General features: G+C 66.8%; 15 protein-coding genes. 6 read left to right on the top strand and 9 right to left on the bottom strand.

The genetic code is table 11. The features are described 5' to 3' along the window. Nucleotides 1–200 precede the first annotated feature (200 nt). Nucleotides 201–1289, top strand: coding sequence for a lycopene beta-cyclase CrtY (crtY, locus tag DDE10_RS17175; RefSeq protein WP_162806697.1), 1089 nt, complete (start codon nt 201–203; stop codon nt 1287–1289). Nucleotides 1290–1387: 98 nt separating this feature from the next. Here the strand turns inward: crtY and DDE10_RS17170 are convergent, their stop codons facing one another. Further along, nucleotides 1388–1945: an OsmC family protein gene (locus DDE10_RS17170; RefSeq protein ID WP_114954017.1), complete on the bottom strand. Its 558-nt coding sequence runs from the start codon at nt 1943–1945 to the stop codon at nt 1388–1390. Between the two features lie 18 nt (nt 1946–1963). Beyond that, nucleotides 1964–2989 (bottom strand): diiron oxygenase, encoded by a 1026-nt coding sequence (locus DDE10_RS17165; RefSeq protein ID WP_114954016.1) that lies wholly within the window; start codon nt 2987–2989, stop codon nt 1964–1966. Nucleotides 2990–3129: 140 nt separating this feature from the next. On the opposite strand from DDE10_RS17165, the gene DDE10_RS17160 reads away from it, so the two are divergent. Next, nucleotides 3130–4734 (top strand): bifunctional AfsR/SARP family transcriptional regulator/alpha/beta hydrolase, encoded by a 1605-nt coding sequence (locus tag DDE10_RS17160; RefSeq protein ID WP_284734731.1) that lies wholly within the window; start codon nt 3130–3132, stop codon nt 4732–4734. A 130-nt stretch (nt 4735–4864) separates the two neighbouring features. Here DDE10_RS17160 and DDE10_RS17155 read toward each other — a convergent pair whose 3' ends face one another. Genes DDE10_RS17155 through DDE10_RS23540 form a run of 3 tightly spaced genes read right to left on the bottom strand, consistent with a single transcriptional unit; the run spans nt 4865 to nt 6629 of the window. Beyond that, nucleotides 4865–5422 carry an OsmC family protein gene (locus DDE10_RS17155; RefSeq protein ID WP_284734730.1) on the bottom strand — a complete coding sequence of 186 codons (558 nt, stop codon included), beginning with the start codon at nt 5420–5422 and terminating at the stop codon, nt 4865–4867. 23 nt (nt 5423–5445) lie between these two features. Next, on the bottom strand, nt 5446–6450 hold the full coding sequence (locus DDE10_RS17150; RefSeq protein ID WP_114954015.1) for a diiron oxygenase: 1005 nt from the start codon (nt 6448–6450) through the stop codon (nt 5446–5448). A gap of 26 nt (nt 6451–6476) precedes the next feature. After that, entirely contained in the window at nt 6477–6629 is a 153-nt protein-coding gene (locus tag DDE10_RS23540) for a hypothetical protein (RefSeq protein ID WP_162806696.1), read from the bottom strand. Between the two features lie 191 nt (nt 6630–6820). Between DDE10_RS23540 and DDE10_RS17145 the strand changes: the two genes are divergently transcribed. Together DDE10_RS17145 and DDE10_RS17140 are read left to right on the top strand one after the other, a co-directional pair. Beyond that, nucleotides 6821–8746 carry a hybrid sensor histidine kinase/response regulator gene (locus tag DDE10_RS17145; protein WP_162806695.1) on the top strand — a complete coding sequence of 642 codons (1926 nt, stop codon included), beginning with the start codon at nt 6821–6823 and terminating at the stop codon, nt 8744–8746. Nucleotides 8747–8764: 18 nt separating this feature from the next. Next, nucleotides 8765–9484, top strand: coding sequence for a response regulator (locus DDE10_RS17140; protein WP_114954013.1), 720 nt, complete (start codon nt 8765–8767; stop codon nt 9482–9484). A gap of 21 nt (nt 9485–9505) precedes the next feature. Here the strand turns inward: DDE10_RS17140 and DDE10_RS17135 are convergent, their stop codons facing one another. Beyond that, nucleotides 9506–9817, bottom strand: a complete 312-nt coding sequence (locus tag DDE10_RS17135) for a hypothetical protein (protein ID WP_114954012.1) — start codon at nt 9815–9817, stop codon at nt 9506–9508. Between the two features lie 191 nt (nt 9818–10008). Between DDE10_RS17135 and DDE10_RS17130 the strand changes: the two genes are divergently transcribed. Then, the gene (locus DDE10_RS17130; protein WP_432653740.1) at nt 10009–11130 is read left to right on the top strand and encodes a DmpA family aminopeptidase; all 1122 of its coding nucleotides are present in this window, start codon (nt 10009–10011) and stop codon (nt 11128–11130) included. A 91-nt stretch (nt 11131–11221) separates the two neighbouring features. Then, complete coding sequence (locus DDE10_RS17125) at nt 11222–12964, top strand: vWA domain-containing protein (protein WP_114954011.1); 1743 nt, start codon at nt 11222–11224, stop codon at nt 12962–12964. Nucleotides 12965–12974: 10 nt separating this feature from the next. On the opposite strand, the gene DDE10_RS17120 is transcribed toward DDE10_RS17125, so the two are convergent. From DDE10_RS17120 to gyrB, 3 genes are all read right to left on the bottom strand, one after another. Next, nucleotides 12975–13793 carry a class I SAM-dependent methyltransferase gene (locus DDE10_RS17120; protein ID WP_284734729.1) on the bottom strand — a complete coding sequence of 273 codons (819 nt, stop codon included), beginning with the start codon at nt 13791–13793 and terminating at the stop codon, nt 12975–12977. Nucleotides 13794–13893: 100 nt separating this feature from the next. Beyond that, nucleotides 13894–14700: an energy transducer TonB gene (locus DDE10_RS23895; RefSeq protein WP_284734728.1), complete on the bottom strand. Its 807-nt coding sequence runs from the start codon at nt 14698–14700 to the stop codon at nt 13894–13896. Nucleotides 14701–14773: 73 nt separating this feature from the next. Next, nucleotides 14774–17290, bottom strand: coding sequence for a DNA topoisomerase (ATP-hydrolyzing) subunit B (gene gyrB, locus DDE10_RS17110; protein WP_114954010.1), 2517 nt, complete (start codon nt 17288–17290; stop codon nt 14774–14776). Nucleotides 17291–17315 lie beyond the last annotated feature (25 nt).

The raw sequence follows: 17315 nt of genomic DNA, 5'->3' as shown, positions 1-17315 counted from the left end.
TCAGCGGTGAACGCGGGACACCCCGTACCGTGCCTTCCTGGCGCCGGCCCTTCGTCGGCCCGAAGGATATTCGCGACGTATCAATGACCGGTCCTGACACGGCTCGAGTCCCGGATCGGGCCTGTACACGCGTCACGCCGTGGCGGCGGCGGCGGCATTGAGCTATGTCCCGATTCATGGCGCGGGGGAGACGTGAGGGGGTGCTGATAGCCGGCGGCGGCGTCGCTGGCTGCCTGGCGGCTCTCGCGATGGTCCGGCTTCGGCCCGAGATTCCGCTGATGATCGTCGAGGAGCGGCCGCAATTCGGCGGTGACGGCTTCCATCTGCTGTTCGAGGCGGAGCTCGAGCCGGCGGAGCTGGGGTTGGTCCAGCCGATCGCATCCCAAAGCTGGCCCGGATTCTACATCGCCTTTCCCGAGCTCAGCCGGAACCTGAAAAGCCCTCTTCTCGGAATCGAGGCGAGGAGCCTGCACCGGGCGATGGTCGAGGCCCTGCAGCCGGACCAGTATCGGCTCGGCACCCGGATCGTCGCCGTGCGCGGCGATGCGCTCGAACTCGAGGGCGGGGAGACGATCCGGGCCGAGGGCGCGATCGACGCGCGCGGCGCCGCCAACCTGTCGATGCTTGACCTGCTTTGGGAAACGCGGATCGAGCGCTCGGTCCGACTGACGTCGCCGCACGGGCTCGACCGCCCATTGCTGATCGACGGAACGGTGGACCAGGGCCCCGGCTTCAACTTCGTCCAGGCCTTTCCGATCGGCGACGACCGGCTGCGCCTGGCGCAGGTGCTGATTTCGGAACAGGCGCAGCCCGACCAGCGCGCCCAGGCGCGGCTTGCCAATTATCTGAGCCTGCGCCGATGGAAGCCCGCCGAAGCGGATTCGGAGGTCGCGACGGCCCGTCCGCTTCCGACCGGCGGCGATTTCGGCGCCTTCTGGCGCATCGGGGGAGCCCGGGTCGCCAAGCTCGGCCTACGCGGCGGCTTCGTCCAGCCCGCCACCGGAAGGACATTGCCGGATGCGGTCCGCAATGCGCTCCTGCTCGCCCGCCAGCGCGACTTTTCAGGCGAGGCCCTGCACGATAATTTCGAATCGGAGGCTCGCGCGATGTGGAAGAAGCGGGAACTCGCGCGGCAGATCAACGCAAGTATCGCCCGATCGCCATCAGGCGATCGACGCGAGCTGGCGCAACGCCTGTGGCGGCTCGACGCGGCGACGATCCTGCGCCTGCAGACCGAGCGGCTGGGATTGCTCGACCGGCGTAAGGTGCAGCAGGTCATCCGACGTTGAGGCTTCGGCACGGACGAAAGCGGCTCCGGCGCGTCAGCGCCGAAGCCGCAGGAGACTCCGCTCGCACGGGGGAAAGGGGGCGAGGGAGAAGGGGCGAATCAGGCCAATCGGCCGGCAAGCTCGATCGGCCGTGACAGGTTGAAATGGTTGGGCGACGTTGCCAGCACGGCGCGGTGGATCTCCTCATATTGCTCGCGCGTGCCGTCGCCTTCGAGATGGACGACATAGTCGATGCGGCGATAGCCCGGCGGGACATCCTCCTCGAGGCCGAGGAAGCCGCGCAGGTCGAGCTCGCCGTCGGTCTCGATGCGACAATCCTCGAGCGTGATCCCGCGTAACGCGGCCTGGGCGACATAGCCGACCGTCATGCAGGCGTTGAGCGCCGCCATCAGCAGCTCCTGCGGGTTGGGGCCCGAATCGGTGCCGAGCAACTCATAGGGTTCGTCGGCGACGATCTTGAAGCGACGGGCCACGTCGCGGCCGCCTATCGCATAGCCTTCGACGGTCGACTCCGATCGCGTCTGCCCGGTCCAGCGGGTGCTGACCCGGAACCGGACCACCGCCTGCGTCGGATCGTTGCCGATCGTTTCGACCTGGTCGTCGAGCGCGGCGAGATCGATGCCGTTGATGGGCGGTCTTCTGGTGACGTCGAGCATATCGGGCTCCCGGAGGTTTCAGCTGAAGGCGGGTGCGGCGGCGGCGATCCGGTCGCGCGCGTCGTTCGAGAGGTGGGCGAGGGTCGCGGTGAAGCGGGGGTGGGTCATGCCCGAGCCGAGATAGGTCCAGCGCAGGGCCTGATGCTGGCCGGGCTCGAGCGCTTCCCGCTCGGCCGCGGTGAGCCGACGTCCCGAGGCGCGCTCGAAGGCATCGAGGTTCATCCGGGCCTGGGCGGCGAGGCCGGCGTCGAGAAAGGCGGCAATCTCGAAATATTCGTCGATCGCACGGGCGATGCCGGCGCCGTCGCGATCCTGCGCCAGAGCCTCGACCATCAGGGTATCGAGCTTGGCGTGCTGCGCCTCCTCCATCCAATGGTGCCGCAATAGGCTCTTGAACAGGGGATCCATGTCGCCGTCGTCGCGCACGCTGCCCAGATAATGGGCCTGGGTCATCCACTCGACCTGGAGGATGACCAGGGCGACGGCGAGCGGATCGTGGCGAAGCACTTCGGCAGCGATCGCCTGCGGCGGCCCGATCATCTCGCACCGCGTGGCGAAGCTGTCGGTGAACAGCGCCTGGAAGCGCTTGAAAAGGTGGATGTGCTTGGCTTCCTCGCTGGCGAACTGGAGCAGAGCACGGACCTTGTGATCGTCCTGGTCGCGATCGGCGATGCCGGGGGACCGCGGGCCGCTCGATATATCAGCCGGTATTTCCGAGGCGCCAGCCGCTCCGGGCCGGCTCGAAATCCCTCCCAGCTGCGGCCGGGCATGATCGAGCACGAAGGGGAGGATGAACTCCTCGACCAGGCCGAACATGGCGAGATATTCATGTCCCCTGATCTGGTTGAGCAGCCTCTTCTCGGCCGGGTCGAGAAAGCCGATCCCGCCGGTCCGGGCCAGCGTCTCCGGCAGGAAGGGCCGGCCGAAATCGAGGACGGCGCCCTCGGGCAACACGTCCTCGATCGTCCAGCCGATCCGCGCCGATACGGTCAGAACGTCGCGGAAATTGAAATTGTGATGCACCGAGCCTCTCCCCCTGGTCATTGCGCCGCCCGCCGGGGCTGGGACCGGCGCAGCTTCGATGGAAGGCCCATGGCGCCGCGGCATTTGACCCGGCGTGGAAACAGGCGTTGAATTGCCGTGGGATCGGCAGGCGGGCCGATTCACACGCATCGGGACGATGGATGAAGGCCGGGTCGCTCGAGCTGCGCCTGATCGGCGAAGTCACCTTGCTGCGGGACGGCAGTCCGTGCCCGCTGCCGCCGTCGCGAAAGACGCGGGCGCTGCTCGCCTATCTCGCCGCCACCGCAAGGCCGCATCGGAGAGAGCATCTTTGCGGCCTTTTCTGGGACGTGCCGGACGATCCGAAAGGCGCGCTGCGATGGAGCCTCAGCAAGCTGCGTCAGCTGCTGGACGATGACGAGCGCAAGCGGCTCGTCGCCGACCACGAACATGTCGCGATCGATCTCGAAGATGTCGAGCTCGACCTGGCGAGGCTTCGGACCCACGCCGAGCATGAAGATGAAGGCTCAGTGCGGCTGCTGGAAGAGCGCTGCGGCGAAATCTTCTGCGACGGGCTCGACCTGCCGCGTTGCGAAGGGTTCGAGCGGTGGTGCGCGGCCGAGCGCGAAAATGTCCGGCAGCTTCAGATCACCCTTCTCCGTCGTCTGGCGGATGGCGGCGACGCAGCGGCGCGCGCCGCGACGCTGCGTCGGCTCGTCGAGCTGGATCCATTCGACGAGATGGCTCGGCTCGGGCTGATCGACGCCCTCGCCGAGTCGGGCCGACGCGGCGAGTCCGAAGAGCAGCGCCAGATCGCCGTCGCGGCGCTCGAAGCCGCCGCGGTCCCGGTACCGGCCGGATTGCTCCGCCCGGTTGCGCAGCGAGGCGCGGGTCCCGAACCGCCACCTCTCGTCCAGCACATCCGCTTCTGCACGGCACCCGACGGCACCGGCATCGCTTACGCCTGCATCGGCGACGGCCCGCCGCTGGTGAAGACGGCCAACTGGCTCAATCATATCGAATATGAATGGGAAAGCCCGATCTGGCGCCATTGGCTGCGCGAGCTCACCCGCGAGCACAGCCTGCTGCGCTACGACGAGCGGGGAAACGGTCTGTCCGACTGGAAGGTGAAGGATTTGTCCTTCGAGGCGTTCGTCAGCGATCTCGAATCGGTGGTCGACGCCGCGGGGCTCGATCGATTCGACCTGCTCGGCATATCGCAAGGCTGCGCCGTATCGATCGCCTATGCGGTCCGTCATCCCGAGCGGGTCAAGCGGATGGTGCTGGTCGGCGGCTACACGATGGGCTGGTCGGTGCGCGGCGATCCCGAGGAGATTGCGCGGCGCGAAGCGATGATCACCCTTACCCGGACCGGCTGGGGGCAGGACAATCCTGCCTTCCGGCAGATGTTCACCACCCTCTACTTTCCCGGAGCGACCGTCGAGCAGGCGGATTGGTTCAACGAGCTGCAGCGCGTCTCCGCCTCGCCGGAGGGCGCGCAAAGGCTGCAACGGGTGCTCGGAGAGATCGACGTCCGCGACCTGGTGCCGAAGGTGGCGGTGCCGACCCTGGTCATGCACAGCCGCCGAGATTCAGTGGTGCCATTCTCGGCCGGCCGCGCCATGGCGGCCATGATCCCCGGGGCGCGCTTCGTCGGCCTCGACAGCGGCAATCACCTCGTGCTCGAAAGCGAGCCCGCCTGGCCGATGCTGCTCCGGCACTTGCGCGAGTTCCTGGCCGAGCCGGTAGCCGGGCCCGTCCCCGGGACGACCGTGCGGACGGAATAGGGCTGGCGCCGAGGGAGCTTCGACGAGAGCGATCTGCAGTCAGAAATTATCGTCCGACGACTCGAAAATCGCGGCCATCCCATAACCTGGAGCGGCCGTTCCGATGCCATCGGAACGCAGCCTGTGGTCTTCAGGCGAGCCTTCCGCACATCTGCACGGGCTGGGCCAGGTTGAAATAGTTCGGTGAGGTGGCCATCACCGCCTGGTGGATCTCCTCATATTGCTCGGGGGTGCCATCGCCCTCGAGATAGACGGTATAGTTGATCCGGCGATAGCCGGGGGGGACATCCTCGTCGAGGCCGAGGAAACCGCGCAGGTCGAGCTCGCCGTCCGTCTCGATCCGGCAATCCTCGAGCGTGATCCCGCGGACCGAAGCCTGGGCGACATAGCCGACCATCATGCAGGCGTTGAGCGCCGACAGGAGCAGTTCCTGAGGGTTCGGGGCGGAATCGGTGCCGAGCAGCTCGCGCGGCTCGTCGGAGACGATGGTGAAGCTGCGCCGGATCGCCTCGCCCGCGCAGGTGAAGGATTCGACTGTCGATTCGGACCGAGTCTGTCCCTTCCATTCGGTGCGGACGCGAAAGGCGGCTGACCCGCACGCGGCATTGGTCTGGATGGTCGCGGCCATCTTCTCGATCGCTTCCAGGTCGATTCCGTTGATGGTGGTGCGGGGAGGGGTATCGATCACGGGCTTTCTCCTTGGTGATGATTTCAGCTGAAGGCGGGTGCGGCGGCGGCGATCCGGTCGCGCGCGTCGTTCGAGAGGTGGGCGAGGGTCGCGGTGAAGCGGGGGTGGGTCATGCCCGAGCCGAGATAGGTCCAGCGCAGGGCCTGATGCTGGCCGGGCTCGAGCGCTTCCCGCTCGGCTGCGGTGAGCCGACGTCCCGAGGCGCGCTCGAAGGCATCGAGGTTCATCCGGGCCTGGGCGGCGAGGCCGGCGTCGAGAAAGGCGGCAATCTCGAAATATTCGTCGATCGCACGGGCGATGCCGGCGCCGTCGCGGTCCTGCGCCAGAGCCTCGACCATCAGGGTATCGAGCTTGGCGTGCTGCGCCTCCTCCATCCAATGGTGCCGCAATAGGCTCTTGAACAGGGGATCCATGTCGCCGTCGTCGCGCACGCTGCCCAGATAATGGGCCTGGGTCATCCACTCGACCTGGAGGATGACCAGGGCGACGGCGAGCGGATCGTGGCGAAGCACTTCGGCAGCGATCGCCTGCGGCGGCCCGATCATCTCGCACCGCGTGGCGAAGCTGTCGGTGAACAGCGCCTGGAAGCGCTTGAAAAGGTGGATGTGCTTGGCTTCCTCGCTGGCGAACTGGAGCAGAGCACGGACCTTGTGATCGTCCTGGTCGCGATCGGCGATGCCGGGGGACCGCGGGCCGCTCGATATATCAGCCGGTATTTCCGAGGCGCCAGCCGCTCCGGGCCGGCTCGAAATCCCTCCCAGCTGCGGCCGGGCATGATCGAGCACGAAGGGGAGGATGAACTCCTCGACCAAGCCGAACATGGCGAGATATTCATGTCCCCTGATCTGGTTGAGCAGCCTCTTCTCGGCCGGGTCGAGAAAGCCGATCCCGCCGGTCCGGGCCAGCGTCTCCGGCAGGAAGGGCCGGCCGAAATCGAGGACGGCGCCGTCGGGCAGCACGTCCTCGATCGTCCAGCCGATCCGCGCCGATACGGTCAGAACGTCGCGGAAGCTGAATTCATGGCCCATGGCCCTGTCTCTCCCGGTCCGGCAGCTCACGCGCGCTGCGCCATCTGGGCGTCGACCGAATGCTGGGCGGCGAAGCTGGCAAGCATGCCGCTCATCATCGTGGAGCTGCTGCCGAGCGCCGCGGCGGCCAACAGGACCATGCGCAGGCGGCTCTTTCTTTTCTCGTTACTCGTCGTCATCGTCTTACTCCCTCAATCCGCCAACCGGGCGGCAAGAGACGTTCTGACCGTGCCCCGTTGCCCACGAATGCCGCGGCAAGAGGAAAAGTGTTTCAACTGTTACAGCGTGCCGGCTTGCGCCGCGGGGTTCCTGCGGCGCCCGCGAAGATGCTATATGCGAAGGCATGCGGGGTTTCACCTCGGGGGATGAAATGCTCAGGCCAGCCGATCTCGATCCGATCAAGGCTGCGGTCGTCAGCTCCTCGCTCGACGCGGTGCTGGTGGCCGATGATCGTGGGGTCGTGCTCGGGCTCAATCCTGCCGCCGAAGGCCTTTTCGGCTATTCCGCCGAGGAAGCGATCGGCCGATCGATCGCCGAGCTCATTGTGCCGGAACATCTGCGCGAGGCCCATCGCCAAGGCTTCTCCGCCTATCTCGCCGGGCGAGCGCCGCGGGTGGTCGGCAAGCGCATCGAGATAGAGGGGATGCACAAGGACGGTCGGCTCATCCCGGTGGAGCTCACCATCCTCGAAATCGCGATCGACGGACGCCGGGTCTTCACGGCCAACATCCGCGACCGATCGGCGGACGCCGCCCGGGACGAGGAGCTGGAGAATACCCGTCGGCAGCTCGAGCTCGCCATCGAAGGCGCCAATCTCGGCGCCTGGACGTTCAGTCCGACGAGCGGCACCATCTGGTATTCGGAGCGATCGCGCCGGATTTACGGAATCCCCGCGCATCAGCCGATCGACGTCCTTACGCTGAAGGAACGGATCCACGCGGAAGACTGGGAACGGCTGTCGGCGCCTTACTATCAGGGATTTCCCCACGAATCGCTCGGGATCGAGTATCGCGTCGTCCGTCCCGACGGCGAGGTGCGGTGGGTCTATGCGCTCGGCACGGCAGAGCGCGACGAAAGCGGAGTCGCGCGGTCGGTTCACGGCATCCATCTCGACGTCACCGAGCGCAAGCGGGCGGAGGAAGAGCTGGCGCGGTCGCGCGACGCGCTCGTCCAATCGGAAAAGCTTGCGTCGCTCGGCGCATTGCTCGCCGGGGTCAGCCACGAGCTCAACAACCCGCTGGCCGCGATCGTCGGTCAGGCCGAGATGCTGGCGGAAGATGCTGCGGGCACGCCGCTGGAGCAGCGCGCCATCCGGATCGGCAGCGCCGCGGAACGCTGCGCGCGCATCGTCCAGACCTTCCTCGCCATGGCACGACAGCGCGAGCGCAAGGTCGAGCTGGTCAGCCTAAACGATGTCATCGCCTCGGCGCTCGAGCTCACCGATTATGGGCTTCGCACATCCGGGATCGCGGTTCGGGTCAATTTCGGCACCGGCCTCCCTACGGTTGCCGGAGACCGCGATCAGCTGCACCAGGTGCTGGTGAACCTGATCGTCAACGCCCAGCAGGCGATGGAGAAAGGCGAAGCCTTCGAGAAGATCCTCACGATCCGCACCTCGGTCAACCAGGCCGGACGGGTGCTGCTCGACGTGACGGATACCGGACCGGGCGTGCCGGAGACGATGCGACATCGGATCTTCGAGCCGTTCTTCACCACGAAGAAGCATGGCAGCGGCGGTGGCAGCATCGGCACCGGCATCGGCCTGTCTTTCTCTCAAGGCATCGTCGCGGCCCATGGCGGCACCATCGTCGTCGAGCCCAGCCGACGGGGCGCCCATTTCCGGATCGAGCTGCCCGCGGCGCCGGGCGATCCGATCACCATCGTGCCGCAGCGCGAGGCGGTGCTTCCGGAGATCGTCCCGTCGCGAAGGCGCTGCCTGGTGGTCGAGGACGAGCCGGATGTCGCCGAGACGCTCAAGGAGCTCATCGAGCGCGAAGGCTATGAGGTGACGCTCGCCGGTAACGGCACCGAAGCCTTCTTCGCCCTCGACCATGGCGAGTTCGACCTGCTCTTCTCCGACCTGCGGATGCCGCTGCTCAGCGGCCCCGAGCTGTTCGACCGGCTGTGCGAGATCCGGCCGCAGCTTGTGAAGCGAATGGCCTTCGTCACCGGTGACACGATGGGAGACAGCATGGGCGAGTTCCTGCGCGGATGCGGGCGCCCGGTGCTCGAGAAGCCCTTCACCAAAGCCGGCATCAGGGCGGTGTTGGCGGCACTCGTCCCGGCGGGGCGCTGAAGGCGGGAGGACGGGCGGATGAGCGAAGCGGCCCATATCGTCGTGGTCGACGACGATCCCGACGTGCGCGAGACGGTGGCGGAATATCTCCGCCGCAACGGCTTCGCCGTCACCGAAGCCGAGGGCGGCGCCGGCCTGCGGGAAGTGATGGCGGCACGACCGATCGATCTCGCCCTTCTCGACGTCAACATGCCCGGTGAGGACGGTCTTACGTTGGCGCGGGAGATCAGGGGAGCCGGCCCGGCGGGGATCATCATGCTGACGGCCAACAGCGACGATCTCGACAAGATCGTCGGCTTGGAGGTGGGCGCCGACGATTATGTCACCAAGCCCTTCAATCCGCGCGAGCTGCTCGCTCGGGTGAAGGCCGTGCTCAGGCGCGCGCGAGGCAGCGGCGGCGGCGATGCCGCTACCATGGGCCGCGAGGTCCAGATGGGCCGCTGCCGCCTCAATCTCGACACCCGCCTCCTGTTCGAGGCCGACGGAACCGAGGTCCCGTTGACGTCGATGGAGTTCGATCTGCTGCGCACTTTCGCCGAGAATCCGCGACGGGTGCTCAGCCGGGACCAGTTGCTCGACCTTGCCCACAGCAAGGAGATGGAGCCGTTCGACCGGTCGATAGACACCCGGGTCACCCGGATAAGGCGAAAGATCGAGATCGATCCGGCCAAGCCGGATTGCATCAAGACGGTGCGTGCCGTCGGATATGTCTACAATCCCGATTGCAGAACGCGGTGATTACCCGACGCGCAAAGATCCTCAGGAGAGTTCATCCGGATCGCGGCTCAGCTGCACTGACAGAATAGTGGCAAGAGCCGCGGCGGGGATCCCAAACGTCAAGATCGCAGCCGCGAAGAGGGTACCCACCAGCAAGGCAAATCCCCCGACCGAAGCCTGGCTCTCGAGCATGGTTGCCACGGCCAGGATGATGGCCGCCGGAGTTACGCCGCCGAGGACGCCGGAGAGAAGCGGAGAAAAGCGCAGGTGGTGAAGACCGGCTGCCAAGGTAGCCGAGGTGAGAGTGGTGCCGATCAAGAAGACCGTGGGCCAGAAGGTGCCGTTCTCGTGCACTGCGCCATTATAGCCGGATCAGGAGGAGTTTGTCCCTCTGCCTTTCCTCCCCTGCATTTGCAGGAGAGGGGGACCGCACGAAACGCGGTTGAGGGGGCTCGTCCCCTCCACCGGATTTCAGCTGGTCCCCCTCCCCTCGAAATGGACGGGGGGATAGAGAGGGGCAATCGCCACCAGCTTTCGGAGGGACCGTGCTTGCCCGCTTACTCCTCGCCGCCACCCTGCTTCTTGTTCCGGCCATGATCGACGCCCGCCCGCGCGCCCGGGAGGCGGGGATCGAGATCGGCATCCTCCCGCCAGGGCCGTTGAACGCGATCACCGACGTCGCCGGCGTTCGGGTCGGCCATGTCACGCTCGTCGAGGGGCAGAACATCCGGACCGGAGTGACCGCGATCCTGCCGCATGGCGGCAATCTCTATCAGGACAAGGTCCCGGCCGGCTTCGCCGTCGGCAATGGCTACGGCAAGTTTATGGGCTCCACCCAGATCGCCGAACTGGGGGAGATCGAGACGCCGGTCCTGCTCACCAACACGCTGAACGTGCCGGAGGCGGCGTCGGCGATCGTCGACTGGACGCTGCGCCAGCCTGGCAACGAGGAGGTTCGGTCGGTGAACGCCGTCGTCGGCGAGACCAATGACGGCTATCTCAACGACATCCGGGCGCGGCGGGTCACGCCGGCAGATGGCGTCGCCGCCATTGCGGCGGCCCGAGGCGGGCCGGTGGCCGAAGGCGCGGTCGGAGCGGGGACGGGAACCATCGCCTTCGACTGGAAGGGCGGCATCGGCACCAGCTCGCGCCGGCTGCCAGCCGTGCTGGGCGGCTGGACCGTCGGTGTGCTCGTCCAGACCAATTATGGCGGCGTGCTCAGTGTCGACGGAATCCGCGTCGGCGAGGCGCTCGGCCGCTACATGATGCGCCAGGCGCTCGAGACGCAGTCCGGCGACGGATCGGTGATCGTCGTCATCGCCACCGATGCGCCGCTCTCCGACCGCAATCTCGAGCGGCTGGCCCGCCGGGCGTTCCTCGGCATCGGCCGAACCGGCTCACCGATGACCAACGGCTCCGGCGACTATGCGATCGCCTTCTCGACGCATGAAGGGGGGCGGCGGACGGCCGCTCGACGAGCGGCGGCGGCAACTTTCGAGGAGCTGCCGAACGAGGCGGTGACACCGCTGTTCCAGGCGGTCGTCGAAGCGACGGAAGAGGCGGTGCTGAACTCGATGTTCGCGGCGGAGACGACGGACGGTCATCGCGGCCGGATCGAGGCACTGCCGGTGGAGGAGGTGGTGCGGCTGCACCGCGCCGGGCGCTAGCCGCTCGACGCCTGGCAGGCGCCATGGACAATTCAGCCGCCATTCAGGCCTGCGGATGAGATAGTATCACATAAATCGCGGGAGATGGATCATGCGCGCGCTCGTCCTGGCTTCGATCTCGGCCTTGCTGATCAGCGGCCTTCCGCCGACCCCGCTGCCCGACGCCGCCGCCCAGCCTTCGGCGCGCGCTCCGGCGAATATCGATCCCGACGAGATCTGCGCGCCCTTCATCCGCGATTGGCGGGATGGCGACGGCGGCTATGTCGGCGGCCGCGGCCGCGGATTCTCCGGCGCGTTGCGATCGGCTCCGCCCCCGCCGCCCTCCGCTCCGTCGCCGGTGGTGACGCAGGAGCGGGCTCTCGGTCGGGTCTCTGTCGCGCCGATGCCGATGAGCCCGGTCCGTCGGCTGCCGAGCGAAGATCGCGAACGCTATGCCGGCGAGGAAGTCGCGCAGATCGAGGCCGTTGCGGACGCCCCGGTCTCGACCTTCGGCGTCGACGTCGACACCGGCAGCTATGCCAATGTCCGGCGGATGCTGAACGCCGGCAGGCTGCCGCCTCAGGCTGCGGTGCGCACGGAGGAGATGCTGAACTACTTCCGCTACGATTATCCCAAGCCGGAGGATCGGACGCGGCCGTTCAGCATCAGCACCGACATGACGACGACGCCCTGGAACGGGGAGACCCGGCTGCTGCGCATCGGCCTGCGCGGCTACGATCTGGGCGGCGAGGGCCGACCGCCGGCTAACCTCGTCTTCCTGATCGACGTGTCGGGATCGATGGCGACGCCCGACAAGCTGCCGCTCGTGCAATGCTCGCTCGCCTTGCTGGCGAGCCGGCTCGAGCGGCAGGATCGGGTGGCAATCGTCGTCTATGCCGGCGCGGCCGGACTCGTGCTTGAGCCGACCTCGAGCCGCACCCAGGTGATGGAAGCGCTCGGCCGTTTGCGCGCAGGCGGATCGACCGCGGGCGCGGCCGGCATCCAGCTCGCCTACCAGACCGCCCGATCGAACATGATCCGAGGCGGAATCAACCGGGTCGTGCTCGCCACCGACGGCGACTTCAACGTCGGCGTCACCAGCAACGAAACATTGGTCGACATGGTGGAGCGCGAGCGCGAGGGCGGCATCACTCTGACCACCCTCGGCTTCGGCACCGGCAATTACAACGAAGCGATGATGGAGCAGATCGCCGATCACGGGAACGGCAATTACGCCTATATCGATTCGGCGCGGGAGGCGCAGAAGGTGCTCGACGAGGAGCTCGCCTCCACCCTGTTCACCATCGCCCAGGACGTGAAGATCCAGGTCGAGTTCAATCCCGCTCATGTCAGCGAATATCGCCTGATCGGCTATGAGAACCGGACGCTGGCGGAGGAGGATTTCGACAATGACCGCGTCGATGCCGGAGATATCGGCGCCGGCCACCAGGTCACCGCGCTGTACGAGATCGTCCCGGCGGGTGGCCGCGGCTGGCTGCCCGAACGGCGCTACCCTGCCAATCGCCGCACGGCAGAAGGTGCGCCGTCCGACGAGCTCGCCTATCTGCGCCTGCGCTACAAGCTGCCTGGCGAGACCGACTCGCGTCTGATCGAGCAGCCGGTGCGAGCCGGGCTGGTGCAAACGGCGCAGGCGCCGACCGGCGACAGCGCATTCGCCGCCGCCGTCGCGGCCTACGGTCAGTTGCTCCGCGGAGACACGAACCTGGGGCGCTTCAGCTTCGCCGATGCCCGCGCGCTGGCCCTGCGCGCGCGGAGCGACGATTTCTGGCGCCGCGAGTTCGTGCGGCTGACGGAACTGGCCGAGCGGCAGCCATTCGCCAGCGGCCAAAAATGAGGTCGGTCGGTCAGGCCGGGCGCCTGAACTTCATCACGAACTGGTCGGTGCGGCCGCGTATCGCGGGTTCGAACACGGGACTGCGATGATCGTCGGCCGGATTGCGCAGGATGTTGCTCGAGCCGAGATATTCGAAGCCGGCCGCCTCGACCTGCTGGCGGACCGTCTCCGGGTCGATCCGATGGAGCTGCTCGGTATCGCGCATGCCCGACCCCGACTCGGCAGCGTGATCGATGATGAAGAAGGTGCCGCCGGGCTTGAGCATGGCGAAGACGGCGCGGTTCAGCTGTGCCGGATCGATGCGGCCCATGAACTCGTCGGGATAATCGTGATAATTCTGGGAGGTCCACACCATGTCGAGCGGCTCGCTCGCGGTCAGGATCGGGTTCGACTGCACCTCGACGCGGACATTGGCATAATGAGGGCTGGCGGCGAGTTGGCGCAGCGTCGCGACATTTCCTTCCGAGTAGCGGGCGTAGTTTTGCGGCCAGACGGCATGGACGCGTCCCTCGGGACCGACAATCCGGCTGAAGATCCGCGTCCAATAGCCGTCGCCGGGGATGAGATCGAGGACGCGGTCACCCGCCTTCAGGCCGGACAAGGCGATCAGTTCGCCGGGCCTGCGGCGCTCGTCGGCATTTCGGTGCGCGGCCCGCTCGGGATCGGCGAGCGCGGCCGTCACATATTCTGGAATGACGGGGGAGTCCGGCAGGGTGGGCGCGACGGCATTCGCGCTCTGGTCGTTACCAGCCTTCGCTTGCTCGCCGCCGCCACTTCCGCAACCCGCCAGGATTCCGGCAAGCATCATAGTGATGAACCACCTGCGCATCGCCTTTTCCTCCCGTTTCGGGGTCGCACCGACCGGTGGTCGAGGCCCGGCCGCTTCGACCAAGACATTATCCGGTTCGACAAAAGGCGCGCGCGAGGCCTCAGCGGCGGGTGATCCAATAATGATATTGGGTGACCCGGGACACGACAGGCCGCCCATCCCGCCCTCGGGCGGGCGCGAACCTGTAGCGACGTTCGATCAACTCGCAGGTCGCGGTATCGAGGAAAGCATTGCCGCTTGACCGCGCCACGCGGCAGTCCCGGGCGCGACCATGAGCGGTGATCGTGATCACGACACGTACGGTGCCGCCGATCCCGGCCATGGCGGGAATAGCGGGATAATCCGCGTCAGTGATGGTTCCCCCTATATGCCGGGCAGGGCGGCTTCGGTCGCGTCCCCGATATTGGCTGAGCCGGTCCTCGGCGGCAGCGCCGCCATCACCCCCTAGGCGTTCGCCGCCGCCGCTCCCGCCCGCCCCTGAATCCATAGTGCCACCGGTTCCGCTTGCCGTCGCCGTCGACGGATTTTCCGCCCGGACTTCAGGGATCGAGGTCATTTGCGTCACCGGGGCCTCGGCTGAACGCGGTGCTGGCTCCAATGTCGGTGGAACAGGCCGATCCACATGGGAAGGGCCGCCATCCTCTGCCTTCCTTGGCCTCGCCCTCTCGACGGGTTCGTCGCGCAAGATTGTGGAAGGAGTGTCCTCGGCGGGCTCAGCCGAAGGAGGATCGATCAGACGAACGGGCTCCAGCTGCGACTGGTCGGAAACCGCCAGCGAGACGTTCAGCCCCCAAAGCAGGATCGCCGCGATCGTCCCCTGGACGAGGACGGCGCCGAGGAGCGACCCGGCCCGGTCGCGCGCACGAGAGCGAGCGGCTGCCATTGCGCGATTGTTGGCGACAGCCATGAAAATGGCAAGACCTGTCGCTGTATTCGACAGCTTCGCAAGGAAGTATCGGGGACGGCCGGAGTAGTTCGCCCTAAACGTCGAGGTTCGCGACGTTGAGCGCATTCTCCTGGATGAAGTCGCGCCTCGGTTCGACCACGTCGCCCATCAGGCGGGTGAAGATCTCGTCGGCCAAGTCGGCCTGGGCGATCTCGACGCGCAGCAGCGAGCGGTTGGCCGGGTCAAGCGTGGTCTCCCAGAGCTGCTCCGCATTCATCTCACCGAGACCCTTGTAGCGCTGGACGGAGAGCCCCTTGCGGCCGGCGGCGAGGATCGCCTCGAGCAGCTCGCTTGGCCGCGTCACCCGCGCGCCCTTGGTCGGGATGGCGGGCTGATCGTCGGCCTCGTCGTCGGTCGATTCCGTCCCGGCCTCGTCGGATTCGGCGGCAGCGGCCTGGGCCAGCTTGACCGAGACCAAACGCGACGGCTTGGCATAGGCCTCCGCCTGCTCGGCGGCGAGGCCATGCAGCTTGCGAGCCTCGGCCGAGACCAGGAACTTGTGGTCGACGACATGGTGGTCGGTGACCCCGCGCCACAGGCGGCGGATCAGAAAATCTCCGTCCGCGCCAACCTCGGCGGTCCATCTCCCGCCTTCGCCCGACCCGCTTTCTCCGAGGTTCAGCCATTCGGCCGCTCGCGCCAGCGCACCGGCACGACCGGTGCCATCCAGCAGCGGATCGAGTGCGCCCGCCAGCGCCACCGCCTCGATGATCGCGGGATCATAGCGGCGCGGCACGTAGCGCATCAGGCTGCGCATACGCCGGGCATGGTCGGCGAGGCCGCGCAGATCGTCGCCCGAGCGCGCGCCCTCCGCCGTCTCCAGCACCATCCCGCCAATGCCCGCCTGGACGAGATACTCGTCGAGCGCGGCATCGTCCTTGAGATAGACCTCGGAACGTCCCTTGGCGACCTTGTAGAGCGGCGGCTGGGCGATGAAGAGATGCCCGCGCTCGATGATCTGCGGCATCTGGCGGTAGAAAAAGGTCAGCAGCAGAGTGCGGATATGGGCGCCGTCGACGTCGGCGTCGGTCATGATCACGATCTTGTGATAGCGCAGTTTCTCGACGTCGAAATCGTCACGGCCGATGCCGGTGCCCATCGCCTGGATGAGGGTGCCCACCTCGCGCGAGGACAGCATCCGATCGAAGCGGGCGCGTTCGACGTTGAGGATCTTGCCGCGCAGGGGCAGGATCGCCTGATAGTGGCGGTCGCGACCCTGCTTGGCCGAGCCGCCGGCGCTGTCGCCCTCGACGAGGAACAGCTCCGACTTGGCCGGATCGCGCTCCTGGCAATCGGCGAGCTTGCCCGGCAGCGAAGCGACGCCGAGCACGCTCTTGCGGCTCGCTTCGCGCGCCTTGCGCGCCGCCTCGCGCGCGGCTGCGGCGTCGATGATCTTCTGGATGATGGTGCGGGCGTGCGCCGGATTCTCCTCGAGCCATTCGGCGAGCTTGTCGGCCATCAGGCTCTCGAGCGGCTGCCGCACCTCGGAGGAAACGAGCTTGTCCTTGGTCTGGCTGCCGAACTTGGGATCGGGAAGCTTGACCGAGACGATCGCCGTCAGCCCCTCGCGCATGTCGTCGCCGGTCAGGCTGACCTTCTCGCGCTTCATCATGCCCGATTTGTCGGCATAATTGTTGAGCGTGCGGGTGAGGGCGGCCCGGAAGGCGGCCAGGTGGGTGCCGCCGTCGCGCTGAGGGATGTTGTTGGTGAAGCAGAGGACCTGCTCGTAATAGCTGTCATTCCACTCGAGTGCGACCTCGATGCCTACCTCGTCGCGCTGGCCGGTGACCGAAATGGGCTCCGGGATGAGCGGCGTCTTGGCGCGATCGAGATAGCGCACGAAGGCCGCGATGCCGCCTTCGTAGAACAATTCGACATTCTTCTCTTCCTCGTGCCGGGCGTCGGTCAGGACAAGCCGCACGCCGCTGTTCAGGAAGGCGAGCTCGCGGAAGCGATGCTCCAGCGTATCGAAGTCGAACTCGGTGATCTTGAACGTCGCGGGCGAGGGCAGGAAAGTGACCTTGGTGCCCTTCTTGCCTGTCGGCGCGTCTCCGACCACCTTGAGCGGCGCCTCCGGCTCGCCGCCGCGGAACCGCATGAAATGCTCCTTGCCGTCGCGCCAAACGGTGAGATCGAGAATATCGGAGAGCGCGTTGACGACCGAGACGCCGACGCCGTGCAGGCCGCCCGATACCTTATAGGCGTTGGCGTCCGACGTATTCTCGAACTTCCCGCCGGCATGGAGCTGGGTCATGATCACCTCGGCCGCCGAGACTCCCTCCTCGGGGTGGATATCGGTCGGGATGCCGCGCCCATTATCCTCGACGGAGCAGGAGCCGTCGGGGTTGAGAATGATGCGGATGAGGTCGCAATGACCGGCCAGCGCCTCGTCGATCGCATTGTCGGAAACCTCGAACACCATGTGGTGGAGGCCCGATCCATCGTCGGTGTCGCCGATATACATTCCGGGCCGCTTGCGGACTGCGTCGAGCCCTTTCAGCACCTTGATGGATTCGGCGCCGTAGCTGCTTGAATTGGGGGAGGATGCCATAGCCAGGATATAGGGTCGAAAGGGC

The organism is Sphingosinicella terrae, assembly GCF_003347635.1.
Classification (GTDB): domain Bacteria; phylum Pseudomonadota; class Alphaproteobacteria; order Sphingomonadales; family Sphingomonadaceae; genus Allosphingosinicella; species Allosphingosinicella terrae.
Note: the sequence above shows the minus strand (reverse complement) of the source record. Positions and strands in the feature narration are given on the sequence as shown.